The following is a 26,836-nucleotide window of genomic DNA, read 5'->3' on the forward strand; positions in this document are numbered from 1 at the left end:
AAGTGTAATTAATATGAAAGAGAAACTGTTTTTTCTCATTATAATCGTATTTTCTGCTCAATTACTTTTGGGGCAAGAGAAATTTACGATTCGGGGTGAATTCCCTGATAATACTCTAGATGGTAAATATGTGTTATTAATAGATAAATCGTATCTTCTTGAAGAAAGGGAAGGACAAAAACAAGCATACGACAACAGCATAAAAATAAAGGTGATTGGCAAGGAATTTTTTTACGAAGGAACTGTCACACGAAAGCCTTATTTTGCACAAATATCCTATGATGGTTCATCGTTCCATAAAGAGACTGATATTAATCTTTTTGTGGAACCTGGGAATATCTATATTCGTATGGTCGATTGGGATACTGACGCTAATGTATCGGGCACTTCCATCAATGAAGATTACAATACTTACATTCTTGAGCGAGAAGCTCAATGGAGTGCTGTATATTGGAATAGAGATCGGAGAAAAGTGGCGGAAGATAGTACTAAAACAGAGAATAGTAACTTATTAGATACATCAGTAACTGAACAGCGTTCAGAAGGTCGGTTTACTTTTCTTGAAAAATATGCAAAATATCCGAATGTCATCCGAGTCATGTTGGCTCGTGATTTAAGGACAAAATATCCGATTAGGGAGTCTGAACTCTCTCAATATCTACGCATTATTGATTCAATGCCCCAAGCGGATCGAGATGTTTTTTTGTCATGGTGGGATTATATTATAAAAGAACGAGAATTTAAAAAGAAGACCAGAATAATATTAGATAGTTTGATCGGTGATCCACCTCGTTTCATCGAGACTATTCCAAGTAATTTACCATCAGCGACAATGAAAAATGAGTAAAATCTTTGGTCTTATTGTTATTCTGCTGATTTGCGTTTCTTGCAATCAAAAAAGGAAGGCAGAGGTATCTCTGTCTTCCTATACACACGATTTCGGAATAATTAGTTCTGATATAATTTGTCGTGATAGCATTACAATCACCAATGTAGGCAATGCCAGATTGGAGATAGGAGAGATCGAAACTGGATGTGGATGTACACAAGCATCGGTGGAGAAGTATGAATTAAATCCTGACGAATCGTGCTCGCTTCATTTTTCTTTCAATCCGAAAGGAAAAGGAGCAGGGGCAAAGGAAGAACTAATTATTATCAATGCAAACACAGATTCCCTCTTTTATATTCTGCAAGTTAAGGCAATTATTCAGTGATAATGTTTTTACGTTTTCTTTTTTACTTATCACCACCTTATACTTATCGGCTGATTGGTTTATGGATAGGTATTTTATGCCTAAAAATATAAGTTTCGTTGTCGGCATCGTAATATGGGGAGGTATTTGCATAGGGAACTGGAAGCGAAAAATTAGACTGTCTGTTGATTTTCTATTTGTGTCCTTTACTGTTTTTATAGGATATGTTTTCGTTTGCAGTCTCTTTACATCGCAATATATACACAGTGTATACATCGTATCTGGATGGATTCTTTTTGTGTTGATGCGTAATGGAAAAAATTCTACAGAAACATTTAATAGCATTTTAGCTGCCGTTGGAGTTTTGTCGGCCTTATATGGCTTATTGCAATACACAGGATATATAGAAACTCAATCTTATTTTTCTGTTACTGGTTCTTTTGATAATCCCGCCGGATTTGCTGCAAGCATCGTTCTCTGTTATCCTTTTCTTTTGTGCCAGACTTCTAATGGAAAAAGAAAAACGCTCAAGTTTATGGCGTGTCTTCTCCTCATTATAGTCGTTATCTTATCCGGTTCGAGAACAGGTATACTTACTTTATGCGTAGTAACACTCCTTTTTTACGCTCTCCGCTATCGGAAGTTAATTCATAGAAGGCGCATCTTTTTTATCAGCGGAGGCGCTTTGTTTCTAATAGGTTTATTCATTGGACTGATTTATCTAAAACCAGCTTCCGCTTCCGGTCGTGTTCTGATTTGGAAAGTATCTGCCGGATTGTGTAAGGAACATATAATTCAGGGAAACGGACTCGGCTCTTTTAAGGCGGATTACATGCCGGAACAAGCCAAATATTTGTCTTCCTCCTATGCAGATGAAAGCGATAGAATATTGGCAGGGAACACGAATCATCCATTTAATGAGTATCTGTTGTTGCTGATTGAACAAGGACTTATAGGAATCGCTTTATTCTTATTGTCGTTGATTGCTGTTTTTCGAAGTAATGTGGTATTTGACACTCCAGCCTTACTGACGCTTGTTTCTATTGCTATATTTTCCTGTTTTTCTTATCCATTCAAATATGCTTTTGTTTGGTTCATGATTATCTACTGCCTCGCTTCACTTAATCAACGGGAGGTTGCTCTACGAACAATACATTTCAACAAGCCATTTTTATTGATTATTCTTTTTATACTCTGTTTTTTTTCGATTAAGAATATCATTTTCGAGTGTACATGGAAACGAATTTCGTTGGTTGCAGAAAAGAACAATGGTTTGCTGGATAACGAATTATCTGTATTTACCAAGCTATACGATGAGTGGAATGGCAATCCCTATTTCTTGTACAATTATGCATCAGAATTGAAAAATGTGGAATTGTACAAACAAAGCGTCAACATATTCTTGCATTGCGAGTCGTATATCAATACGTATGACCTGCAAATGCAATTAGCTGACAATTACTATCAGATGGAATGTTGGAAAGAAGCTGAAAGACGCTATAAACTGGCACAATGTATGTGTCCTAGCCGTTTTCTTCCATTACAAGGACTTTTGAGAGTCTATGCAAAATCTAAAAACTGTATACTTGCCGAACGGGTAGCCTTAGAAATAATCAATAAACGGATAAAGATACCATCTTACACTGTTTCTATCATACGAGAAGAGGCTAGAAACTATTTGCGCAAAAAGAATATTTAATTATAAACTAACAATCATACAAAATGAAAGCTACATTCATCTTTCTTTTTCTTCTTTTGCTTTTCAGTTGTCAAAACTCTGAAGAAAAACAGCTGGAAAAGGTGCTGACACTGTCGGGCAATAATCGTCCGGAACTCGAAAAAGTGTTGGAGCATTATAAAGAAAACGAAGCCGACAGTTTGAAGCTTAGAGCTGCTAAATTTTTGATAATAAATATGCCCGGACACCAGTCGTATACAGGGAAAGATATTGAAGAATATTATGTTGAAGCTGAAAAGATAATCTTCTCCGACAGAAAGATTGATGAACAGGTGAATGAATTAAATAATTTGTTGTTAGAGTTTCCATCAGATGATTTTGAGTTTAAGGAAGATTACTCTGTCATAAAAGCCAGCTATCTGATACAGAGTATAGACGCGGCTTTTGACGATTGGCAACAAGGTCGTTGGGCAAGAGGCATTACATTCGATGAATTTTGTGAATATATGCTTCCTTATAAGTGCGTAGAGTTTCAGGCTTTTGATGATTGGCGCAATGTGTTGAAACCGATAGCTAATGACACATTATGCGATTTTTCTTATAATGACATTTGGAATAAAACACCTTATCATGCGGCAGAAGCTATTAATATTAAACTACGTGATACTGTTATTGTCGATTTGAAAAAGCCTCTGAAGTGGCATGCGTTATATAAGATTCCGTTTTGGTGCAATATTCCTTCCAATTCTTGTGAGACAAGGACAAATACTGCTTTAGCCATCATGCGTAGTAAGGGTTTTGCGGTTTCGTATGATTTCGTTTTGCAGTGGCCTACAAAAGCACATGCACATTCGTGGCTAAGTATTCTGATAGATTACGATCGCCGAATGGTATGTGAAGGAGGGCATGAACCTTTTTTAGCTACCCTACGACCGGGTGAGTGTAAAGGTAAAGTATATCGAAGAACATATTCTCCCAATTCGGCCTTAGTCCGGCTGAATAAAGAAGCTGGTAGTGTCCCGTCAACGTTGCGCAATGTGTTTATAAAAGACGTTACGGATGAATATGCAACGACCATTGATCCTGTTTTTCCTGTACTTTCCGGGAAAAGAGAACGCAAAGAAAAATATGCATATCTGGCAGTATTTGACAATGCGAAATGGGTTCCTATTTGTTTTTCGGAAATAAAAGATAGTAAGCAGATCGTCTTTGATAAAATAGAGAAGGGAGCTGTCTATCTGCCGGTATATTATATAAATGGAAGGGTTCGTCCATTCAATTATCCTGCTTTGTTGAATGAAAAAGGTGAACTGGAGTTCTTGAATCCCGATAACACATCCAAAAGAAGTATTAGTTTAAAACGGAAATATCCCTTAACACGCAAAGCGTTCACTACAGCACTCCGTTTAAAACACAGCATGTTTCAAGCAGCACACAAGGAGGATTTTAGTGATGCCGTCACAGTACATACGTTCAAAGAGTATAGCGTATCGGGTAGTATAAATGTGAGCGATACTACAAAGTATCGTTATTGGCGTTATATCTGTCCAAAGCCCTACCGCTGTAATATTGCAGAATTGATGTTCTTGGATAAAGAGAATAAAAAACTGACAGGAACAATTATTGGTTCTGAAGAACGAAGTAAGAATCCTCATTATAGCCGTTCTGCTGCTTTTGATTTAGATCCGTTGACATTTTTCGCATCTAAAACTTTAAGAGATGGTTGGGTAGGATTGGATTTGGGCAAACCGGAATCTGTTGGAAGAATAGGCTATATGACACGTAATGATGACAATAATGTTCGTATTGGAGATACTTACGAGCTTTTTTATTGGGATATGGATTGGGTGTCGTTGGGCAAACAAATAGCTGACGATTTTAGTCTAACCTTTCACCATGTACCACAAAATGCTTTACTTTTATTGAGAGATCTTACTAGGGGGACGGATGAACGAATTTTCTTGTATAAAGATGTTAAGCAGATATGGTATTGATTCATCGGCAAAATGCCATCCGTGAATTTATCGACGGCGAGGCGCACGTCAAGGGATTCCTGCTGGCTTACTTAGGGTTGACGCAGGGCTACATCCTTCTTCCCGAATACGAATCTTCCAAAGGTTATGCGGATTTCTACATGATGCCCGATCTGGTGCGCCAGCCGGACATAGTCTACAGCTATATCGTGGAGGTGAAGTATGCCCGGCGTGACACCTCCGATGCCGACATCGCCTTGCTGAAACGTGATGCGGCAGAACAGTTGCGCCGCTATGCCGATGATGGGAAGGTGGCCCGCACGAAAGGGAATACCCGGCTTGGATTGATTACGCTGGTGTTCAAGGGATGGGAATTGGTGGCACTGGAGAAGCTGGCGTCCAGAGCGGATTGCGAAAATGCATCAGAAGCCTAAATATGGTATCCGATTTTTTTTAATATTTATGCTTGAACATTTGGACGGGCGTCTGCGGAGGCTTCTTATTATAAGGGGAATATGACGCATGTGTAACCTTTAGGTCTTCGCTTGCCTGTTAATCTTTATTTGTGCTAAAAGTTTCACAGGTTTCATCGTCGTGAAACTTTATTTCCATCACGATGAAACTTTTTTTTCATTTCTATGGAACTTTTTTTTTATCGTTATGAAACTTTTATTCAATTCCTATGAAATATTTTCGCAAGTATCTTTCCCGTCACAATCTGTGGCTTACCAGTCATAATCTTCAATGTATTCGTCGAAGTTAATCTTTGTCTTGATGCCGTGTTCCAGGAAAACGTCTGCGATTTGTTTCTGTTCCGATGGATGAAGTCGACGTTGTTTGTTGCGAATACGGTAGTACATGCTTTTCCCCATTAAAGATTTAAGGCTGTTTTGTATGGCCATAGCTTTTTTGTGCGGAACGTCGTCTAATATATGGCTGATGCCAAGTGCAAAGGTCGTGAGAGTGTATGCACTGAAATAGGAACATTCCTTTTCATTCCCCGCTACATGGTTGATGTTGATCGCTTCGTAGTGAGGAACACTTTGGGGCACAATCATCGCAGCCTGAAAACGGAGGCATTTGTTGCGGCGCGGACATTTGGTGTGGTTGCAAAACAGATACATTTTAGGTATATCATCGTATGTAAGTGGCTTATTCATTGTTTTTATCATATTCAACTTTTATATCAGACGAATTTGATACAAATATAAGGATTTATCTTGAAATACAGAATTTGCTTCACTTGTTCTTATTTTTTTAGATGACAACCTTTTTAGAATAAAGACATTCCACCTGCAAACTCCTTATTTATCGAAGAAACAGAGAAAAGTAAAGGAGATGGAAGAATTGACCATGTTATAGAGAAAAGCATTGAATTGTTCAAAACCGTACCGATTATGAACCAATGCAAATCATTGGTCAGTATATGGAAAAAATGACATAAATATGGATAATAATCCTTGTTTCGAAATAGACTGCTAAGTTTTTTGTATTTATTCTTCCTTTTGGTTAGTTTTGCTTGTATAAATCTTAAAAAAACTATGAAAAGATGTATCTTTGTAACCAGCAATCAAAATAACCCCAACCACTATATGAAATATAAATTATTATGCCTCTTCGTTTTGTTAAGTTTTTCTTTATCGGATTTGTATGCTGATATTGAACTTAGTTCCAAACAAATGAGAACCAGTGATGGGCTACCTAGTAATTCTGTACGATGCATGTTTCAGGACAGTAAAGGGTTCTTATGGTTGGGTACTTTAGACGGATTGACCCGTTATGATGGAGATACTTTTCTTACTTATCAGTTGGAAAGCGGGAAACACGATCGGATTTCTTTAGCAGATAACAGAATAAAACATGTGGCAGAGGATAAGAATGGTTTTTTGTGGATAAAGACTGTGCCGGAATTATTCAGCTGTTATGATCTACAGAAAGCTTGTTTTGTAGATTTTACCGGTACCGGAAGTGATGGAGAGAACTATTCAGAAATATTTATGTCCTCTAATGGAAATGTGTGGCTTTGGCATAGAAGGAATGGTGTACGTCAAATTGTTTGTGAGGACGATCGGACTATGACCTCTGTGAAGTTTAGAACGAAATTTGGAAACCTGCCCGATGACCGGATTAAATTTATAAATGAAGATTTTAGTGGCAGGATCTGGATTGGTACCATGCAGGGACTTGCGTCTGTTTATAAAGGGAAAGTTGAATTTATCGATAGGAAATTGAATTTTTCTTCTTCTTTCCCTCATGGAGAGGATATGTATTTTCTGACAAAGAGTGGAGATGTGTATCGTTGTGTAAATGGATCGAAAAAAATAGACTGTTTAGCGTCGCTGTCTGCTATTGCCGGTAATACATCTGTCAGTACACATTCATTGATAAAAGATAAATGGGTTATATTTACTTCTAGCGAAGGGGTATATGAATTTGATTTTCAGAATTTTCAAATAACTCCTTGCCGGGAATTGAAAATAAATAATGGAAAAGTTATTCATGACAATTATGGAGATTGTTGGGCTTACAATAACACTGGACGAATTTATTACATAAACTCGAAGAGCGGAGAAATAAAGAATTTTCAACTGATTCCTGAAGAGAAGATGAAATATATAGATTATGAACGCTATCATGTGGTGCGTGATGACCGGGGGATTGTGTGGATTTCAACTTATGGAAACGGACTTTTCACCTACGATATTCAGGAAGATCGGTTGGAACACTTTGTTTCCGAAGGGAAGAATGCAGGACCTATAGGGTCAGATTTTTTGTTATGTTTGATGAAAGACAGAACAGGAGGAATATGGGTAAGCTCCGAATATTCCGGTTTGTCTCATATTTCCATTTCAAATAAAGGCATTACACATGTCTATCCAGAATCGCCGGATGTTTTTGATCGTTCGAATACAATCCGGTTACTGACTAAAATGTCGAATGGAGATATATGGGTAGGAACGCGAAGAGGTGGATTGTATAATTATGATTCTCATCTGAAAACTAAGATAGATAATCATTATTTGCCCTATAATATTTATGCGATTTCAGAAGATAGTCAGGAGAATATATGGATAGGAACCCGGGGAGACGGACTAAAAATAGGAGATACGTGGTATAAAACGGATCCGTCTAATCCTTTTGCCTTATCTCATTCTAATATTTATTCCATTCTTCGCGATAAGAAAGATCGTATGTGGGTGGGGACATTTGGAGGAGGACTGGATCTGGCAGAATCAACGGAAAAAGGACAATACAAGTTCCGTCGTTTCTTTCAAGGAAAGAAGTATGGCTTACGGATAGTCAGAGTAATGGCAGAAGATGAGAAAGGGATGATATGGATGGGCACAAGTGAAGGTATCTGCATTTTCCACCCTGACTCATTGATCGCTAATGAAGATAACTATCATTTGTTCAGCTACACCGATGGCAATTTTTGCAGCAATGAGATTCGTTGCCTGTTTCGTGATAGCAAAGGGCGCATGTGGGTAGGAACTTCGGGTGCCGGGCTGAATCTATGCGAACTGTCAGACGACTGTCAGTCTTTGAAATATACACATTATGGAATAGCGGAAGGACTGGTTAATAATATGGTGCAATCTATTTTGGAAGATCATTCGGGACAATTATGGATTGCTACGGAATATGGAATTTCAAGGTTCAATCCCAACAGCCATTCTTTCGAGAATTATTTCTTCTCATCTTATACATTAGGAAATGTGTATAGCGAGGACAGTGCGTGTATGGGGGCAGACGGTAAACTGATTTTTGGAACAAACTACGGATTGACGATTATTGACCCGAAGAAGATTCCAACAGAGAGATTGCTTTCTCCTATTGTTATCACAGGATTGTCCGTTAATGGAATTCAGGTGAAGCCTAATATGCCGGGTTCTCCTTTGCAAGAATCTTTAGCCTATTCGGATAAGATTACATTGAAATATTTCCAGAATTCTTTTATGCTTGATTTTTCTACTCTCGATTATTCGGATAATGGTCAAATCAAGTATATGTATTGGCTGGAAAACTATGACAAGGGATGGAATGTTCCGTCTTCGTTAAGTTTTGCCACTTATAAATATCTGGAGCCGGGCAGTTACATTTTCCATGTGAAATATTGTGATGGTGCCGGTATTTGGAATGATACCGAAACAACTTTGAAGATTGTTATCGTGCCTCCGTTTTGGAAAACAAATTGGGCTATGCTTGGATATTTCATCCTGATGTTAATAGCTTTGTACTTTACATATCGTATCATTTTTAATTTCAATAGGTTGCGCAACCGCATCAATGTTGAAAAACAACTGACAGAGTATAAACTGGTATTTTTCACAAATATCTCTCATGAATTCCGTACTCCGCTTACATTGATCCAAGGAGCATTGGAGAAAATGTACCGGATGGATGATATTCCACAAGCCTTATTGCATCCGTTGAAAGTCATGGATAAAAGTACACAACGTATGTTGAGGCTGATTAATCAGTTGCTGGAGTTCAGAAAAATGCAGAACAACAAGTTGGCTCTTTCTCTGCAGGAAACTGATGTAGTTGCTTTCCTGTACGAAATATATTTAAGTTTCAGTGACGTAGCAGAACAGAAGAATATGGATTTCCGCTTTTTGCCGTCTGTGCCATCCTATAAAATGTTTATTGATAAAGGTAATTTGGATAAGGTGGTGTATAACTTACTTTCAAATGCTTTTAAGTATACTCCTTCGGGTGGGACAATTCTGTTTTCTGTGAATGTGGATGAGGTGAAGAAGTGTTTATACATTCAGGTAGCGGATACCGGAGTAGGTATTCCTAAAGAAAAGCAGGGAGAATTGTTTAAACGTTTCATGCAAAGTAGTTTCTCCGGAGATAGCATTGGAGTAGGGTTGCATTTGAGCCATGAATTGGTGCAGGTGCATAAGGGAACGATTGAATATAAAGATAATGAAGGGGGAGGTTCCGTATTTACGGTATGTATTCCGACTGATAAAACTGTTTATTCGGAAAAAGACTTCCTGGTTCCCGGCAATCTCCTGTTGGAAGAAGCGAATATGCAGACTCACCATTTGCAGGAGCTTTCAGAGGAATGTCAGGAACATGAAAAGACAGTCACCACATCAAGAAAACATAAAATATTAGTCATCGAAGACGATAATGATATTCGTGGGTTCCTGCAGGAGGAGCTTAGTGCTTATTTTGAAGTAGAAGTGGCTGCGGATGGAATATCCGGATTTGAAAAGGCATGCAACTATGACGCAGACTTGATTATCTGCGATGTATTGATGCCTGGGATGACCGGTTTCGAAGTGACAAAGAAACTGAAAACTGAATTTGCGACAAGTCATATTCCTATTATTCTGCTGACTGCCTTGACTTCACCGGATAAGCACCTGGAAGGACTTGAAGCGGGAGCGGATGTTTATGTTACAAAGCCATTTAGTTTTAAGCTTTTGCTTGCGCAGGTGTTCCGGCTGATAGAGCAATGCGAAAAGTTACGGAAGAAGTTTTCCAGTGAACCGGGGGTAGTGCGTCCTGCTTTATGTAACACGGACCGGGATAAGGAGTTTGCAGATCAGTTGGTGGCTGTGGTGGAAAAGATTTATTCTCAATACAACATTTCTATTGATGAATTTGCGCAGATGATGGGGATGGGACGAACTGTGTTTTATAAAAAATTACGCGGAGTGACAGGATACTCACCGAATGAGTATTTGCGTGTCGTACGAATGAAGAAGGCTGCCGAACTGTTTTTGACCGAAAGGGATCTGACTGTTGCGGAAGTTTCTTATAAAGTGGGTATTAACGATCCTCTTTATTTCAGTAAATGTTTTAAAGCGCAGTTTGGAGTATCTCCTTCGGCTTACCAGAAAGGGGAGAGAAGTAAAACGTAGTATATACTTACCTTGAATCCGGTTTGTGAAGGATAGACCGGATTCAAGATAAGTATGTTTATCAGTTACATATTGAGGTCTAATTTATAGATTTCACTTCCGGCAAGAAGGAAACATCCTGTTCCGAAATCCTCAAAATCAGGAACTTTGTCGTATGTGACAGGTTGACTGTCTTTCGGTTCTTTGCCGGTTCCCTGTACATAACCAAGAAAACCATTCGGGTGAACTGCATCCTTCACCATAGCATTCCATGCTTTTATGATTACAGGCAGATAGGTCTTTTTATCCAATAGACCGTTGCGTACGCCCCAAGCCATACCATATACGAAAAGAGCTGTGCCGGAAGTCTCTTTGCCTCCGAAGTTTGACGGATCGTGGAGGCTGACATTCCAAAAGCCATCTTCACGCTGGCATTGTTTCAGTGCTTTGCTCATAGCCATAAAATCATTGATGTAATCTTGGCGATGTTTTTCATCAGATGGAATTTCGTTCATTACCCGCACCAAAGCTGCGTATACCCATCCGTTACCACGGCTCCAATAACAGTTTTCGCCATTAGGCTCTTTGTATGGAGGATCGAAATTATGGTCTCTCCACCACAAACCTTCTTTGACATTGAACATTCCGTTCTCTCCGTGTTTATTACGGGTATATTCGTACATATCCCACATTTTGTCGAAGTACTTCTGTTCGCCTGTAAGTTTCCCCATTTTGGCAAATATAGGCATCCCCATCTGGATAGCATCTATCCACCACCAGTCGTTTATTTGTGGAGTATTGACCAGCATATCCATATTGGCTTTCGTTTTCCGTATTTTTTCAGGATCGGGGCAAATGTTGTATAAATCGAGATAGATTTGGCTGGCGCAGTAATTATCTGCATTACGGGTGGTTGTCCCACGGTGGAAGCCCCATTGGTGGTAATCCGCCCATTCTTTGGCATAGAGATAATATTCGTCTGCGGGATAGATGGAGTAGAGTGCCATTAAGCCTTCGTAATATACGCTTCGTGTCCAGATATTACTGGGGCGAACTACTTTTTTCACAAAGGAAGGAGTGCGATAGTTGGCATATTTCTTCATGAAATAGTCGTTCACATGAAGAGTTACTTTCAGAATTTCTTTTTTATCGGGAACTGTCTGTGCTTTTATGTTCCCGTAACTCAATATTACTCCTGCAAAAAATAGTATAAGATGCTTTTTCATTTTATAATAAATTAGATTACTATTGTTCTTAGATTTAGGCACACAAAGGTGAGCCTTTCTTTACCTGTTGCAAAGAAAATGCATTGTAAGGAAAGTGATATTGAAATTTGTACGGAAAATATGTAATATTAGACTTTATTCTTTATTCATATTAGTCATGGATAAGAACCAAGTATGAATAATTAGCAAGAGCGATTTTTTTGTAAGTCATATTGTTGTATTGATATTTATTGTATATTTGTAGAAGAGTAAGGGGAGACGAATATGAAAAGTCATACAAATAAAATATTAGAGTCTATTAAGCAGGCATTGACAGAGCATTTACCAAAAGGTGGCAAGGCTTTGTTGTTTGGTTCTCAAGCTCGTGGGGATGCACGGATTGATTCTGATTGGGATATTTTGATTATCTTAGATAAAGAAAAATTGGAGCCTGAAGATTATGATAAGGTAAGCTTTCCCTTAACTATGTTGGGATGGGACTTGGGAGCGCGAATTAATCCGATTATGTATACGATGAAAGAATGGGCTGCAAGTTGTATTACACCATTTTATAAAAATGTAGAGCAGGAAGGAATTGAATTAGTATGAAATTGACAGATGAAGAACGTAATTCTTTGGTGATATTACAGTTGGAGAAAGCTAAAGTATTTTTGAAACAAGCAGATGAGATGTTTGATCTGAAGTATTGGGATATTGCTTCCAATAGATATTATTATGCCTGTTTTCATGCTGTTCAGGCTTTATTAATACAAAATGGATTATCATGTAAAACCCATGATGGGTTGATAGCTTGCTTTGGCTTGAATTTTATAAAAACAGGCAAAATTAGTGCACGTTTGGGAAGTTTTTTGGCGCGTATGGAACAATTACGGCAAAAAGGGGATTATAATTGCATTTATTCAATATCGGAGGATGAAATCAGTACGATAAAAGCTCCGGCAAGAGAACTTATTGAGACTATTGAAGTTTTACTTGCCGAATCATAATTATTCTTGTAAGGATATCATCGTTAAAAGACCATTTTTTTTATTTTTTCGGCCACATCTGTCATATATGCCGGATTAAATTCTTCTAGTTCCGTGCGTGGTCGGAATCCCCATGTCACTCCGCAAGCGGTTACACCGGCATTGGCTGCTGTTTGCATGTCTACACCGGAATCACCTACATAAAGAACATCTTCTTTTCGTACATCGGCAAGTTTTAATATATCAAAAACGATTGTTGGATCAGGTTTGACATTTACTCCTTCCCGTTGGCCGAAAACGGCAGTGAAATGAATTTCCGGAAAGTAGTGGGCAACCAGTTTCTCGGTAGCGGCCTGATATTTGTTGGAGGCTACGGCAATCTGAATGCCTGCGGATTGCAGATAAGACAATAACGCTGAAATACCCGGGTAAGGACGACTATCGTCTGCATTGTGAATATCATAATAAGGAATAAACTCTTTTCTTACCCGGAGCACATTCTCTTCTGTCTTTTCTCCTTCGGGTAATGCACGTTCAAAGAGTTTGTTGATACCATTTCCTACCATGAAGTTATACTTTTCTACATCGTGTGTGGGGTATCCTAATTTATTCAAAGCATAATTAGTGCTATGGGCGAGGTCTGCGATAGTATTTAATAATGTACCGTCCAAATCGAATATTATTAGTTTTTTCATTAAGGCTTATGTTTATAGTTAATTCTATATTTAAATCTTTTATTCTGCAAAGGTATACTAAAAAAATGAGATTGGGAAGAATGAGGCAATAGTTTAGAGAATATCGAATGAACAACAAAGCCGGAAATATATTTGTTATTCTACCAGATTGGCTTAACTTTGCGAAAAACTAAAGAATAATGAATGCAGAATGGTTTGAGGCATTGCCTGAACAATGTCCCCCAACAGATGCGAAGCGGTGCGAAGGCTGTTATTATAGAATTGCAAATGGTAATCCTGTTACAACAGAAGATTTCTTTTCGCAAAGAAAAATGCAGCCGGATAAGGTCTTTAAAGGATTAGGAATAGATGAATGTGTGACAAGGGCAGTCTCTCTATTTTCAGAGAGGGAAGAAGCGGAGAAAAGATTAAAGCTTCCTAAGTTCAAGAAGGCAAATATTGCTTTAGTCATATTGGAACCAAAAGATGGAGTGTTAAAGAAAACATTTGATATAGCACATTATTCTTGGTGGAGAACAAAGGATTTTAATGTTTTACAAGCTAAAATAGTCTGATTATGGGAATGGAAGATGTGTTAAGGATAGACAAAATTCTGGATTTCTGTGATGTGCCTCAGCTTTTTGTGGCAAGAGATGCCTTTGATACACTGTATCTTTGTCTTTTATATGATGATGAGACGGTTTATCGCTATACGGGAATACGTATCTCTACACGTAGACTTGAATCCTTCTTAGCAGGTAAAGCCGATTTACGTTTACTCTATCTACAGCCTGAAAATGAACATGAGTATTACGATGTTGTGTTTCAATCGGGTGAATACCAGAAAACGTTATTAAAGGAAAGTGTATTGTTGGAAGATAAATTGCCGGCTGAGGGATATGTTTTATCTGGAGAGAAGCGCGAGAATGTGGTCATTAATTTGCCAATAAAAGACCGTAGTCTGCTTGCAGAGCTTGTTCGTAAATTTGGCTGGGCTTGTATGTAAGTTTAAAGAAGATAAAAAAGATTGTCCCGCTACTGCTTGAAAGTTGTGGGACAATCTTTTTTCATCCTTATATATACTTTGATTACTTCTTCGTAATACGGAACCAGTCAACGTCTGCCCAACCGCCGTCATTCGTTTTAATAGCCGGACGCGTACAGAACATACCGACTTTGGCACCAATCCATTGTCCTTCTCTTGCCTGGAAAGGAACACCTAATGATTCATATTTCTTTCCGTCGAGGCTATAGCTGAAATTACACATCACAATGAGGTCATGTCCGCCTTCACTACCCTTGATTTTCTTTCCGTCACAACTGAAACGCACTTTCAGATAAACCGTGTTTTGCGAAAGATCAACAGCGGCTTTCACTTCTTCTGGTTTGCCTTTATCTGCTCTGTCACATTCAACTTGCGACAGAACCAAACCTTTGTCTGTATTTTCTAGAACAAGTCCGGCATAATCCCTGCCCATAACGACAAGTCCAGTGCGTTCGCCTTTATTCTTTTGGTTAGGGCTGAACGTCAGTTTCATTGTTGCGGTAAAATTATCAGAAGGAGTTTTTTGTAATAAGAGGTTGGCTACATCCCACAGGTTCTTATAATCTTCTACTACCGGATAAGAGTATAATCTGACATAGCTTTTGTCACCTGCATAATACGCCCATTTTTCATTAATGTTAGCATGCCATTGCCACTGCGGAGAAAGTGTATACCCATCAAATTCGTCACTTTCTTGTGGAGTGCAGATAGGATATGTTTTACCGACATTTGGCTTCTTGTAAGTCAAAACAGGTTCTCCGCAGCCGTCACCGTCTTTATCAATACCGATAATAGGCCAGTCGTTCACCCATTTCATCGGTTGGAGATGCATAATGCGTCCGTAAGCACCGACATCTTGAAAGTGGAGGAACCAGTCTTCTCCGGTAGGAGTATCTACCCATGCACCTTGGTGAGGACCGTTGACAGGAGAGTTACCTTGCGCAAGTACTGTTTTCCATTCGTAAGGACCGTAGATGTTTTTAGAACGTAATACGACCTGCCAGCCTGTCGGCACACCGCCGGCCGGATGAAAGATATAATAATAGTCGTTTCTCTTGTACATTTTAGGACCTTCGCAAGTCTGATGTGCTTCGTGACCGTCGAAAATTATACGGGAAGGAGTGATCGCTTTTGTTGCTTCTGCATTCAGTTCGCAGATAGTGATTACACTTTTCAGTCCGGCACGACTTCCTGCGTATGCGTGTACCATATATACTTTTCCGTCTTCATCCCAGAACGGGCAAGTGTCAATGATACCTTTTCCCGCTTTCACCAAGACCGGTTCGCTCCACGGACCTTTCGGATCTTTGGCTTTCACCATAAAAGCTCCCTGATCGGGATCTCCCCAAAAGATGTAAAACTCACCGTTGTGATGACGAATAGCCGGAGCCCATACACGATTGCCGTGTTCCGGCCGTTCCGGAGTTTCGATAGGGGAGAGGGCATTGGGAACTGCGGCACCGATGATTGTCCAGTTGACTAAATCTTTAGAATGAAGGATTTGCAATCCCGGCAAACAGTTGAAACTGGATGAAGTCATATAGAAATCATCTCCTACACGGCAAGCATCCGGATCGGAATAGTCGGCATAAAGCACCGGATTTTTGTATTTACCGTTTCCGAGGTCGGAAACCCATACTTCAGATACATAGTTCTTCTGTGCTACTGCGGTGAAAACCGTTAATAAGCAAAAGGCTAAAGTCTGTGTCAATCGTTTCATGTTATAGATAGATTATTTATAGATATGATTCGTTGGTTTTATCTGATGGCAAAGGTAAATAAAAAGACTCTGCACAAGGAGGAATATTTGTGCAGAGTCATAGAAAAATTGGTAGATACCTCGTAATTTTTGTTTAGTTGTATTTGTTTCTACCCTATTTATTGGGGCGGTTATCTTTTATTCTCACTGTCACCGGATGAGCCAGCTCTTCTTTCCATTCGCGGAGATGAGCAAACCATGCTTCCGGCGTTTTATATCCGAATGTCTCTTTCATCGAGGTGAAAGTCGTGTGATACTGGAAATATTTATTTCCCGGGGCGGTAATTGTATAAAGGAAGTTGGCTTTATCCTTTTCTTCCGATTTTACATAACGTTGGGGAATACAAGTGCCCAGCCCTACAGTTTCTTTAGCATATTTTACGGTATCGTTTACCGGCCAGTCCGTTCCCCAACTTCCTACGAGTCCTTTATGATCGGAGAAAGATTTGGAAGTACCTACGATGTCTTGCACACCTGTGCAGAAAATTTCTTTATCGAGCGGTTCGTCAAAGAATGCTTCGATATGAAGATCGCGATGTCCGGCATAAAGCGTGTAGCGTGTCATCATATTCAGTTCCTGGTCCTGATATTTCCATCCGGTTACTTCTATTTCTGCAATTACACGTACCGGTCCATAAGAGACGATACGTTCTGTACGAGTGTCCACTGGAGTAATATGGGTTGCCTTTTGTCCGTCCCAACCTTTCAATGCACCCGGTCCGCAACTGTCGAACACGCGAAGTACGTCATCTCCGAATCCTTTAGCTAACTGCTCATCCGTCGGATAGAACTGCGATTCTTTGATTTCCAGTCCTTTGTTGAACTTGCCGTAAATATCCGGTGTCTGTTTTTCATTGAAATAAAGACGGTATCCTACCAGTTCCGATTCCAAAACCGGACCGTGAGGACGTACCATGCTGTATATATTGCTAGTGCCGGGAACGGTGATAGCCTGTACCCGTTGATGTTTACCTTTCTTGTTGTCTACAATAAACATATCGGCATAAACTCGTTCAGGATAAGTCTTTGTACTCTTTTCCGAAGAAAGTGTAACCTGAAATGTTTTTCTACCATGGGCAGGAAGATCGGCAACAAAGACCAGTTCGTCCATCTTGCGGTCCCGGTTCAAATCGTCCAACTGCGAAGGAATTTCCTTCCTTCCTTCCATGACAACGGCTGATTTTACTTTGAAACCAGCGTGCAACTCATGTAGATTGATAACAACCGGAGCATCCGCTTTGGGCTGATTCCAGTTGTTTTGTACTTCAACTGTGATGGTTTTCTCCTGTTTCTGCGTTTGGGCAGACAGGCTGAAAGCTCCTAAAAAGAAAGTAATAATAAAAAGATTCTTCTTCATGTTTCTAAGGCTGAAATTATACGTCGTATTTCTCCTTGCAAAAATAGCAGAAAAAATAGCAGACTGTGTCTCTTTTGAGGAGATTATAGTCTGCTATTTGAGCTTTTTACTCTATATAATGATATTGTGGTTTCTATTTTGCATCACAGAATGGCAATGAGTTTTTATTTGAGACTTAAAATCTCCTCTTTTGCACCTAATTCCTCATATACCTTTCCGTCTATAGTCAGATTCTTGGCATTCTTAACGTTTAATATATTGTTACCTTTAGAAGATTCTACATAAATATTTTCCAAAGTAACTCCGTCTACCTGACTGATAACAACTCCATCCGCAGCTTCCGTCATCACAACGTTTTTAACGGTAATATTGCTGATGGGCATTTCCGGCAGTCCGTTGAAGAACATGGCACGTCCCGAACCTCTGCAAACAATATTGGAAATATGAATATTGCGGAAAGCTGGTGTTTCTTCTGTCACCGGAGGAATGGCAGTTTTCATACGGCTCAACAGATCTTCTTCCGATTCTTCACCGGCACCTTTTCCACCGTAGAACAAGTCGAACAATAAGGGTTCATTCGGAATATTAATCATATTGATATTGTTAATGTAGATGTTTTCTACCACACCGCCACGTCCGCGGGTACTCTTGAAACGTAAACCTACATCTGTACCCATAAATGTGCAGTCCTCTACATAGATATTCTTCACACCGCCGGACATTTCACTACCTACCACGAATCCGCCATGTCCGTGCAATACTGTATTGTTTTTCACGATAACGTTCTGGCAAGGTTCTCCACGACGGCGTCCATCTTCGTCTTTACCGGATTTGATACAGATGGCATCATCTCCCGCATCAAACACACTATTGATAATTAGAGCGTTTTTACAAGATTCCAAGTCGATAGCATCACCGTTTTGAGAATACCAGGGGTTGATGACCATGATATTATTTACTGTGAAATCTTCGCAAGACAAGGGGTGCAGACACCAGCTTGGTGAGTTTTTGAAAGTAACTCCTTCCAACAGCACCTTCTTGCTTTTGACGATGCTTAACAACACCGGACGTAACCATGGACGGATTTCAGCCCATTCTTCATCTGTGTTGATACCTTCGGGGACATTGAAGTCTTTGCAAGCCATTGCACCTCTCAGTGAGCCGGCAGTGGGATACCATATCTCTTGTTTCTCGTCGAGAACACCTCCCGAGTTTACCAGCTTTTTCCATTGTGAAGCAGTCAGCTTTCCTTTTTTTACCGGACGCCAGCAGTCACCGTTTCCGTCAAATGTACCATGTCCGGTGATAGCTATATTTTCTGCATTGCGTACTGAAATCGGTGATTGGCAACGACGAGTCTCGAGTCCTTCGAAAGAAGTGGCAATGATAGGATATGCTTCAAAATCACCGGTAAAAAGTACCAGCGCATTTTGTTCCGTATATAGATTTACATTGCTCAACAGCTCGATCGGACCAGTCAACCAGACACCTTCCGGGATAATCACTTTACCCCCTCCGCGTTGATTCACGTCTTTAATAGCATCGTTGATAGCTTTGGTATTCAGGAACAGACCGTCTCCTTTGGCTCCGAATTTCTCAATGTTTACTTCGTAAGCAGGGAAAACCGGTTGCTGTACTTTCGGCATTTCAAAAGGTAAATTCTGGTAAAGAGCGTCACTGATGGAGCTTTCTTTTACGGTAGTCTCGCTTTGTTTACATCCTGATGAGATAAACGGTAAACAGCATAGGGCCATCCAGAAGAGTCTTTTTGTCAATGTGTTCATTTAGTAACTTATTTCTATAGGGTTATACATCTATTGTTTTTCTTGGTAATTGGGTGATGATTAATGAGGGCGATTTCATAATTCTTATGTCCTTCCGCAGGCGATCTGTCGCAGGCAGCCTGCAGGAGAGGAATAAGACAAATTCATGTTAACCTAATTCTAACCTTAAATAAATATTATGAAAAAACCTCTTAATTATCGATTGCAAAGATAGGTGGCAAACCCCAAGAGGATGTGGACTAATTGATAGAATACGTGTATTTTTTGTCATTTCTGTCTATTATTTGCACACTTCTCGTGTTTTTATGCAGAAAGTTCCTATCTTTGCACAAAATTTAACTATTAAAAGATATGAGTTATAACTTGTTGAAAGGAAAAAGAGGTATTATCTTCGGTGCTTTGAACGATCAGTCTATTGCCTGGAAAGTAGCAGAGCGTGCCGTAGAAGAAGGTGCAACTATTACATTATCAAATACTCCGATGGCTATCCGTATGGGAGAAGTCGACGCTTTGGCCCAGAAATTAAATTGCCAGGTTATTCCGGCAGATGCCACCAGTGTAGAAGATTTGCAAAATGTATTCAAGACCTCCATGGATATACTGGGTGGACAAATTGATTTTGTACTCCACTCTATCGGTATGTCTCCCAACGTGCGCAAAAAACGTACTTACGATGACCTTGACTATGGAATGTTGGATAAGACATTGGATATTTCAGCTGTTTCATTCCATAAAATGATTCAGTCGGCCAAGAAATTGAACGCTATTGCTGATTACGGTTCTATCGTTGCTTTGAGCTACGTGGCCGCGCAGCGTACTTTCTACGGCTACAATGATATGGCAGATGCAAAGGCATTGCTGGAATCTATTGCACGTAGCTTTGGTTACATCTACGGACGCGAACATAGCGTACGTGTGAATACTATCTCGCAGTCTCCTACATTTACTACTGCCGGTTCGGGCGTGAAGGGTATGGATAAACTGTTTGATTTCTCCAACCGTATGTCTCCTCTCGGAAATGCTACGGCTGACGAATGTGCCGATTATTGCATCGTGATGTTCTCCGATCTTACCCGTAAGGTAACTATGCAGAACTTATTCCATGACGGTGGATTCTCCAGTGTAGGTATGAGTCTTCGTGCCATGGCTACTTACGAGAAAGGACTCGATGAGTATATGGACGAAAATGGTAACATCATTTACGGATAAAAAAATATGAAACTACGGATCTCTCTTCTTATTATTTTAATGAGTATGCTTTTCGCCTCCTGCGGGATAAGCACAGGAAAGGGTACGGAGCAGAAGGAAGAAGAGATTTCTGTTCTGAGATATGATAAGCTGTTGAGCGAATATGTTCGCTCCAACAGTTTTTCTGCTATGCAGAAGTTGACGATGGACTACCGTATGCCGACGAGAATCCTGATTGAGGATGTATTGTCTATCGGTACAGTGAAAGATGATACCATCTCGCAACGTCTGCAAAAATTCTATTCGGATACGACTTTGGTTCGTTTGCTTAGCGATGTAGAAGCAAAATATCCTAATCTGGATGAAGTGGAAAAAGGACTTAGCAAAGGATTTCGGAAACTGAAAAAGGAAGTGCCTGATACGAAAGTGCCGTTTATCTATTCGCAAGTATCCGCTTTCAACGAATCTATTATTTTAGTGGATTCTTTATTGGGAATCAGTCTTGATAAATATATGGGGGAAGATTATCCTCTTTATAAGCGTTTCTATTACGATTATCAATGTCGCTCGATGCGTCCGGAACGGATTGTGCCGGATTGTTTTGCTTTTTATCTTTTGAGCCGTTATGGAATGAACTATCATGAGGGTACTTGTTTGATTGACTTGATGATGCATACGGGGAAGATCAATTACGTAGTGCAAAACTTATTGGGATATAGTGATATTGGTGAAGCAATGGGGTATTCTAAGGAGGAAAGCGACTGGTGCAAGGATAATGAAAAGGAGATATGGAATTATATCTGTACCAACGATCATCTGCATGCTCGTGACCCGATGGTGATCCGCTATTATATGAAGCCTGCTCCTGCTGTTGATATGTTGGGTGCTCAAGCTCCGGCATTGATAGGTACATGGATGGGAGCAAGAATCATTGCTTCTTACATGAAAAAGCATAAGGATATGAAGCTGAAAGATCTTCTGGAATTTACTGATTACCACGAAATGTTAAGTGAATCTAACTACCTGGCTTCCTGAATCGTTTCTCTTTCTTATTTCTCAATTTTTAATTTTCAATTCTCAATTTAATAAGTGGAAACTGCCCTTTATTTGTTGCCCGTGACTTTAGGCGATACACCTATTGAAAAGGTGTTGCCTTCTTATAATAAGGAAATTATTTCCGGTATCCGGTATTTTATAGTCGAAGATGTTCGTTCTGCCCGTCGTTTCCTGAAAAAGGTGGACCGGGAGATTGATATTGATGCGTTGACATTTTATCCGTTGAACAAACATACTTCACCTGAAGATATTTCCGGTTATCTGCAACCTTTGGTAGGCGGAGCTTCAATGGGAGTTATCTCCGAAGCCGGTTGTCCGGCGGTAGCTGATCCGGGAGCGGATGTGGTTGCCATCGCACAACGTAAAAAACTGAAGGTAGTTCCTTTGGTTGGACCCTCTTCAATTATTCTTTCCGTGATGGCTTCGGGCTTTAACGGGCAGAGCTTTGCGTTTCATGGTTATCTGCCGATTGAACCGGGGGAACGTGCCAAGAAACTGAAAACATTGGAGCAGCGTGTGTATGCTGAAAATCAGACACAACTTTTCATTGAGACGCCTTACCGGAATCATAAGATGATAGAAGATATTTTGTTAAACTGTCGTCCTCAAACAAAGCTTTGTATTGCTGCCGATATTACATGTGAAGGAGAGTATATACAGACGCGTACTGTGAAGGACTGGAAGGGACATGTGCCTGAATTGTCTAAGATTCCCTGTATTTTTCTCTTATATAAATAACGTCTTTTAGGTGTTCATATTCATCTTCGAAACAGCTACTGAAGAAGCCTTTTCCCAAGTTTTCCTCTATCTGTTTGAAGCTCCATAGCTTACTGTTCTTAAAGCGAGGGGTACAAAGGATGGAATCATCCTTGATATCAACGATGAATAAGTAGATAAGACGATTGGTTACTTCATTCTCAAAGTGATAAACGATATTGAACTCTGGCTTGATATCTTTTTCGTGCGGGAAAGCATTGTTAATCAAACGGGTGGCACCCGCCTCTAAAGATTCTCCATATCGGAGATAACATTCCATGGGAATGTCCACTTTTCCTTTGTCCAAAATGGCTGTTGACGGTCTGTCGCAAAGGAACAGCATTCCATGAGTGGATATGGCAATTCTTATCACCGGATTGATGTATGCGTTCTTATAATTAACAGCTTCTATCGCAGGGGTTTTCCCGATCACGTCTCCTTTGGTATTCACAATAGGAACATATTCTGTGTGAGACATTAGGTGATTGAAGAAACGGATAGCGATCTGGTTGAACAGGATGCTCATAAGAAAGACAGTAGGAGGTAACACTTTATAGAGTACAAACAGACTTGTCTTACTTAGTGGGTTTTGGAAAATGACGGTGATGCTGATTATAATAAAATGCAGTATTCCGAAAATCAAGGCAATGCGAGCAGATACAACGGCGGCTTCTGCTCCCTGAGCATATAAACGTTTGTTGCAAGAACCTATCTGTTTTAAGAAGTGGTTGATAAACCTTTTCTTATGCATATAAAGACTTAGCATTGGAATGAGAATACTGACTTCCAGAGTAAGCGGGAGCGCACCGGGGGGAACATAATCACCAGGAATGAGAGCTGCTACGGATAATAGTGCCAGCACTCCGGTCGCTATATAGAGGATAAAATTAGGAATTAACAATCCTTTACGTCGATAAGAAAGGTATATTCCTATAATACCTATACCTGTACCGATGTAAATAGCCGTGTCTTGCGTTATAAGTTCACACAATAAAATGGAAATAATAACGGGGATAAAACCCAGCGACATGTTAAATGCGGAAGAAAGTATTCCTTTATGATCCATCTCTATATTTATGTTTATTTGTCGGTTCTATCTATAAAACAAATAGTGTATGTGTTTTGTTTGCTAACGAATATGTTTCTCTGCATGGTAGGAGGAACGAACAAGGGGAGCACTCTCTACGATGTTGAATCCTTTCTCTAAACCAACTGTTTTATATTTCATGAATTGCAGCGGAGTGATGTATGCCACAACGGGATAATGCCGATGACTCGGTTGCAGGTATTGCCCTATGGTAAGAATCTGGCAACCGGTTGCTAGCAGATCGTCCATCAATGTTTCGACTTCCTCCGGAGTTTCACCCAGTCCGACCATTATGCCGCTTTTAGATTTGACTCCCTTTTCGGAAATATGTCTGATAACCTGTAAGCTTGTATCATAATTTGCTGCACTGCGGACTAGTGGACTAATGCGGCGCACAGTTTCCATATTGTGTGATATGATGTCGGGCCGGGCGTCAATTACTAAATCTACCAACTCCATTCTGCCTTGAAAATCCGGAATCAGTACTTCAATGGTTGTCTGTGGATTCAACCGTTTTATCTCCCGGATGGTACGTGCCCAATGCTCTGCACCCAAATCAGGTAAATCATCCCGGTCTACAGAGGTGATGACGGCATGATCCAATTTCATCAGTGCGATGGATTCTGCTACATGGGTAGGCTCGTTTGCATCTAACGGATGGGGACGTCCTGTCTGTGTGTTGCAAAATTTACAGCTACGCGTGCAGATGTCACCGCCAATCATGAAGGTGGCTGTTCCTTTTCCCCAACATTCCCCCATATTAGGGCAACGCCCACTGCTGCATATCGTGTGCAAGCAGTGGGAGTCGACAATTCGCTTTGTTTCGGTGTATCGTTCGTTGGCACCGATATTAATTTTCAGCCATTCGGGCTTACGTACTCTATCCGTCATTATAAGTTGTTCAAGAAGAAGTTGGTCAACCGTGTGTACAAGTGTTGGCGGGTGTTGCCACCATATATTCCATGATTACGGTTCGTGTACACTTGCATATCAAATTGTTTTCCAAGCTGAACTAACTGTTCGGCATATTCTGCACAGTTCTGGAAGTGAACATTGTCATCTGCCATACCATGTACCAGCAACAAGTTGCCATGAAGTTTGTCGGCACGGGTGAAGGCTGATGATTCCTTATATCCTTCCGCATTTTCTTTGGGAGTGCGCATGAAGCGTTCGGTGTAAATCGTATCATAGAAACGCCAGTCGGTCGGTGCGGCTACTGCTACTCCGGCTTTGAATACGGGAGTTCCTTCGCTCATGCTCATAAGAGTCATGTATCCGCCATAACTCCAACCCCAGATACCGATGCGGTCTTTGTCCACATACGTTTGTTTGCCTAGGTAAAGCGCTGTTTCCACCTGGTCTTTGGCTTCTTTGACGCCAATTTTTAAATAGGTACATTTCTCAAAAGCTTCTCCACGACCTCCAGTGCCACGACCATCTACACATACCACGATATAACCGAGGCTTGCCATGTATGTCTCCCAGCTGATTCCCCAAGTATCCAATACCTGTTGGGAACCCGGGCCACTATATTGATACATCAGTACCGGATATTTTTTGGATGCGGAGAAATTAACCGGTTTCATCATCCAGCCGTTCAACTTCACGCCATCTGTGGTTTGGAAAGTGAAGAACTCTTTTTGTGGCACAGCATATCCAGACAATGTTTGTTTCAATCCGTCATTGGTAATAAGCGTTTTGAGTGTTTTGCCCGAATTATCATTCAGTGTAACCAGCATCGGAGTATTCAAGTTGGAGAACTTGTTCATGTAATACTTCATCGATTTGCTGAAGAGCGGTGTATTGGTTCCTACCTGTTGGGATAGTTTGAGCTTCTTGCCCTTCTTGTCTATTTTATAGACAGCTTTGCGCAGAGGGCTTTCTTCATTGCTGGTGTAATAGAAAGAACCGTCTTCTTCATCATATCCCAGAAAATCTTTCACCTCAAACTTACCGTTAGTAACCTTTTTAATCAGATTCCCCCCCATGCTATACCAATAGAGGTGACTGTAACCGTCACGTTCGCTAAGCAGGCTGAAGTATTCCGGATAGAACTGGATATTATCGAAAATATTCTCCTTGATATAATAAGGAGACTCATCGCGAAGCATTAGTTTGCAAAGTGTGGAACGAGGATCGGCAAAGTAAAGATCAAAACGGTCTTGATGGCGGTTCAATGTCATGATAGCCAATTTATTGGCATCCTTTGTGAAACGGATACGCGGAATGTATCCATCTGCATCCAATGGGAGTTTCATTGTACGGGTGACATGTGATTTGATGTCATACGTGCGTACCTCTACTTTCGAATTCGGATATCCGGCTTTCGGATACTTGTATGTATATTCGCCCGGATAATCTTTTAAAGCATCAATGCGGGGTGCTTGTCCGGCAAATACCGGGAAAGAGTAGGAGGGAACTTCCGACTCGTCGAAACGGATAAAAGCAATCAGCGTATTGTCGGCGCTGAATTCCAAAGCACGGTCGAAGCCGAACTCTTCTTCATACACCCAGTCAGGAATACCGTTGATTACCGAATTCTGTTTGCCATCTTCTGTGACCTGGCTTTCGCTGTTGCCGTAAAGCAACTTAACAAGAAATATGTTATTGTTGCGTACAAATGCAATCATGGTACCGTCCGGAGAAAAGACGGGGACCTGTTGAGGTCCACCGTCAGACAGCCGTTCAATAATGTTGTTTGTCGTAACGCCCTTATCATTTCGTTTCAAAGGGTAAATGTAATGTACAGCTGTGTATGAATGCCTATAAATAGGTGTTGTTTTAGTAGCAATCAGCAATTTCTGACCGTCGGGAGAGAACTGATAACTGTCGAAGTTCTTGAAGTCACATTCGCGTGTAGTATTTACATCGAAAATCACTTCTACTTTCTCACCTGTCTTGAAAGAGTATTTAATGATTTGCGTGCCGTCAGCGTTCATCTGTGTGTAGTGTTCACCATCAGGCATAGGGATTACTCTCTGAATATTTTCCGGGCGGAAACGTCCGGAAGTAATATCTTTTAAATCGAGTGCCTTTTGTCCTTGTGCCATTCCGGTCAGACAGAGAAGGCAGAGTAATAAAGTGATGCTGATCTTTTTCATCTGCGTTTATAATCGGTTTTGGTTTTAATTCGTACTTGCAAAAGTAACAATAAACTTAGATTCAACAAAGCCTGACCGATTTTTATATAGATTTGATAAGGATTATTGGGTGAGATTCAATATCTTTGTGAAAAGG

At 40.3% G+C, this 26,836-nt stretch carries 22 protein-coding genes; 13 read left to right on the forward strand and 9 right to left on the reverse strand.

Annotation, left to right across the window (positions count from 1 at the left end):
• The first annotated feature begins 13 nt into the window (after positions 1-13).
• The 5 genes from KQP79_RS00830 (at position 14) to KQP79_RS00850 (ending at position 5,278) form a co-directional block, all read left to right on the forward strand.
• Entirely contained in the window at positions 14-847 is an 834-nt protein-coding gene (locus KQP79_RS00830) for a DUF4369 domain-containing protein (protein ID WP_061448059.1), read from the forward strand.
• Positions 840-1,214, forward strand: a complete 375-nt coding sequence (locus tag KQP79_RS00835; protein ID WP_061448105.1) for a DUF1573 domain-containing protein — start codon at positions 840-842, stop codon at positions 1,212-1,214. Before KQP79_RS00830 ends, KQP79_RS00835 begins: the two co-directional genes overlap by 8 nt.
• Positions 1,215-1,728: 514 nt before the next feature.
• Positions 1,729-2,892: an O-antigen ligase family protein gene (locus KQP79_RS00840; RefSeq protein WP_264386653.1), complete on the forward strand. Its 1,164-nt coding sequence runs from the start codon at positions 1,729-1,731 to the stop codon at positions 2,890-2,892.
• A gap of 23 nt (positions 2,893-2,915) precedes the next feature.
• Complete coding sequence (locus KQP79_RS00845; RefSeq protein ID WP_138343483.1) at positions 2,916-4,865, forward strand: discoidin domain-containing protein; 1,950 nt, start codon at positions 2,916-2,918, stop codon at positions 4,863-4,865.
• Positions 4,856-5,278 (forward strand): PD-(D/E)XK nuclease domain-containing protein, encoded by a 423-nt coding sequence (locus KQP79_RS00850; RefSeq protein WP_004304505.1) that lies wholly within the window; start codon positions 4,856-4,858, stop codon positions 5,276-5,278. The genes KQP79_RS00845 and KQP79_RS00850 overlap by 10 nt, the downstream gene beginning before the upstream one ends.
• Before the next feature lie 291 nt (positions 5,279-5,569).
• Here KQP79_RS00850 and KQP79_RS00855 read toward each other — a convergent pair whose 3' ends face one another.
• On the reverse strand, positions 5,570-6,004 hold the full coding sequence (locus tag KQP79_RS00855) for a DUF6078 family protein (protein WP_032842376.1): 435 nt from the start codon (positions 6,002-6,004) through the stop codon (positions 5,570-5,572).
• Positions 6,005-6,436: 432 nt separating this feature from the next.
• Here KQP79_RS00855 and KQP79_RS00860 point away from each other — a divergent pair, with 432 nt between their 5' ends.
• Positions 6,437-10,723 (forward strand): two-component regulator propeller domain-containing protein, encoded by a 4,287-nt coding sequence (locus tag KQP79_RS00860; RefSeq protein ID WP_234120719.1) that lies wholly within the window; start codon positions 6,437-6,439, stop codon positions 10,721-10,723.
• Positions 10,724-10,788: 65 nt separating this feature from the next.
• On the opposite strand, the gene KQP79_RS00865 is transcribed toward KQP79_RS00860, so the two are convergent.
• Positions 10,789-11,928: a glycoside hydrolase family 88 protein gene (locus KQP79_RS00865; protein WP_004301669.1), complete on the reverse strand. Its 1,140-nt coding sequence runs from the start codon at positions 11,926-11,928 to the stop codon at positions 10,789-10,791.
• Between the two features lie 264 nt (positions 11,929-12,192).
• Between KQP79_RS00865 and KQP79_RS00870 the strand changes: the two genes are divergently transcribed.
• Both KQP79_RS00870 and KQP79_RS00875 read left to right on the forward strand, forming a co-directional pair.
• Complete coding sequence (locus KQP79_RS00870) at positions 12,193-12,516, forward strand: nucleotidyltransferase domain-containing protein (protein ID WP_004301671.1); 324 nt, start codon at positions 12,193-12,195, stop codon at positions 12,514-12,516.
• Positions 12,513-12,914, forward strand: coding sequence for a HEPN domain-containing protein (locus KQP79_RS00875; RefSeq protein ID WP_004301673.1), 402 nt, complete (start codon positions 12,513-12,515; stop codon positions 12,912-12,914). Before KQP79_RS00870 ends, KQP79_RS00875 begins: the two co-directional genes overlap by 4 nt.
• Positions 12,915-12,937: 23 nt before the next feature.
• Here the strand turns inward: KQP79_RS00875 and KQP79_RS00880 are convergent, their stop codons facing one another.
• The gene (locus KQP79_RS00880) at positions 12,938-13,588 is read right to left on the reverse strand and encodes an HAD family hydrolase (protein WP_004301675.1); all 651 of its coding nucleotides are present in this window, start codon (positions 13,586-13,588) and stop codon (positions 12,938-12,940) included.
• Positions 13,589-13,767: 179 nt separating this feature from the next.
• Between KQP79_RS00880 and KQP79_RS00885 the strand changes: the two genes are divergently transcribed.
• Together KQP79_RS00885 and KQP79_RS00890 are read left to right on the forward strand one after the other, a co-directional pair.
• Positions 13,768-14,142, forward strand: a complete 375-nt coding sequence (locus KQP79_RS00885; RefSeq protein ID WP_004301677.1) for a hypothetical protein — start codon at positions 13,768-13,770, stop codon at positions 14,140-14,142.
• Positions 14,143-14,144: 2 nt separating this feature from the next.
• A complete protein-coding gene (locus KQP79_RS00890) occupies positions 14,145-14,573 on the forward strand; it encodes a DUF6575 domain-containing protein (RefSeq protein ID WP_004301681.1) in 429 nt (142 codons plus the stop codon).
• Positions 14,574-14,655: 82 nt separating this feature from the next.
• On the opposite strand, the gene KQP79_RS00895 is transcribed toward KQP79_RS00890, so the two are convergent.
• From KQP79_RS00895 to KQP79_RS00905, 3 genes are all read right to left on the reverse strand, one after another.
• A complete protein-coding gene (locus KQP79_RS00895; RefSeq protein ID WP_004301683.1) occupies positions 14,656-16,332 on the reverse strand; it encodes a glycoside hydrolase 43 family protein in 1,677 nt (558 codons plus the stop codon).
• Between the two features lie 154 nt (positions 16,333-16,486).
• Entirely contained in the window at positions 16,487-17,728 is a 1,242-nt protein-coding gene (locus KQP79_RS00900) for a DUF4861 domain-containing protein (protein WP_004301684.1), read from the reverse strand.
• A 164-nt stretch (positions 17,729-17,892) separates the two neighbouring features.
• Positions 17,893-19,512, reverse strand: a complete 1,620-nt coding sequence (locus KQP79_RS00905) for a glycoside hydrolase family 28 protein (RefSeq protein WP_004301686.1) — start codon at positions 19,510-19,512, stop codon at positions 17,893-17,895.
• Between the two features lie 351 nt (positions 19,513-19,863).
• Between KQP79_RS00905 and KQP79_RS00910 the strand changes: the two genes are divergently transcribed.
• Genes KQP79_RS00910 through KQP79_RS00920 form a run of 3 tightly spaced genes read left to right on the forward strand, consistent with a single transcriptional unit; the run spans position 19,864 to position 22,494 of the window.
• Positions 19,864-20,721: an enoyl-ACP reductase gene (locus tag KQP79_RS00910; protein ID WP_004301687.1), complete on the forward strand. Its 858-nt coding sequence runs from the start codon at positions 19,864-19,866 to the stop codon at positions 20,719-20,721.
• 6 nt (positions 20,722-20,727) lie between these two features.
• Positions 20,728-21,735, forward strand: a complete 1,008-nt coding sequence (locus tag KQP79_RS00915; protein WP_061448063.1) for a hypothetical protein — start codon at positions 20,728-20,730, stop codon at positions 21,733-21,735.
• 54 nt (positions 21,736-21,789) lie between these two features.
• Positions 21,790-22,494 carry an SAM-dependent methyltransferase gene (locus tag KQP79_RS00920; protein ID WP_004304520.1) on the forward strand — a complete coding sequence of 235 codons (705 nt, stop codon included), beginning with the start codon at positions 21,790-21,792 and terminating at the stop codon, positions 22,492-22,494.
• Here KQP79_RS00920 and KQP79_RS00925 read toward each other — a convergent pair.
• From KQP79_RS00925 to KQP79_RS00935, 3 genes are all read right to left on the reverse strand, one after another.
• Positions 22,460-23,578, reverse strand: coding sequence for a hypothetical protein (locus tag KQP79_RS00925; RefSeq protein WP_008650834.1), 1,119 nt, complete (start codon positions 23,576-23,578; stop codon positions 22,460-22,462). The two genes, KQP79_RS00920 and KQP79_RS00925, sit on opposite strands and share 35 nt — an antisense overlap.
• Positions 23,579-23,641: 63 nt before the next feature.
• The gene (gene lipA / locus KQP79_RS00930) at positions 23,642-24,490 is read right to left on the reverse strand and encodes a lipoyl synthase (RefSeq protein ID WP_004308530.1); all 849 of its coding nucleotides are present in this window, start codon (positions 24,488-24,490) and stop codon (positions 23,642-23,644) included.
• Positions 24,490-26,700 (reverse strand): S9 family peptidase, encoded by a 2,211-nt coding sequence (locus KQP79_RS00935; RefSeq protein ID WP_004308531.1) that lies wholly within the window; start codon positions 26,698-26,700, stop codon positions 24,490-24,492. Before KQP79_RS00935 ends, lipA begins: the two co-directional genes overlap by 1 nt.
• Positions 26,701-26,836: the final 136 nt, after the last annotated feature.

The organism is Bacteroides sp. DH3716P, assembly GCF_025914115.1.
GTDB lineage: Bacteria > Bacteroidota > Bacteroidia > Bacteroidales > Bacteroidaceae > Bacteroides > Bacteroides ovatus.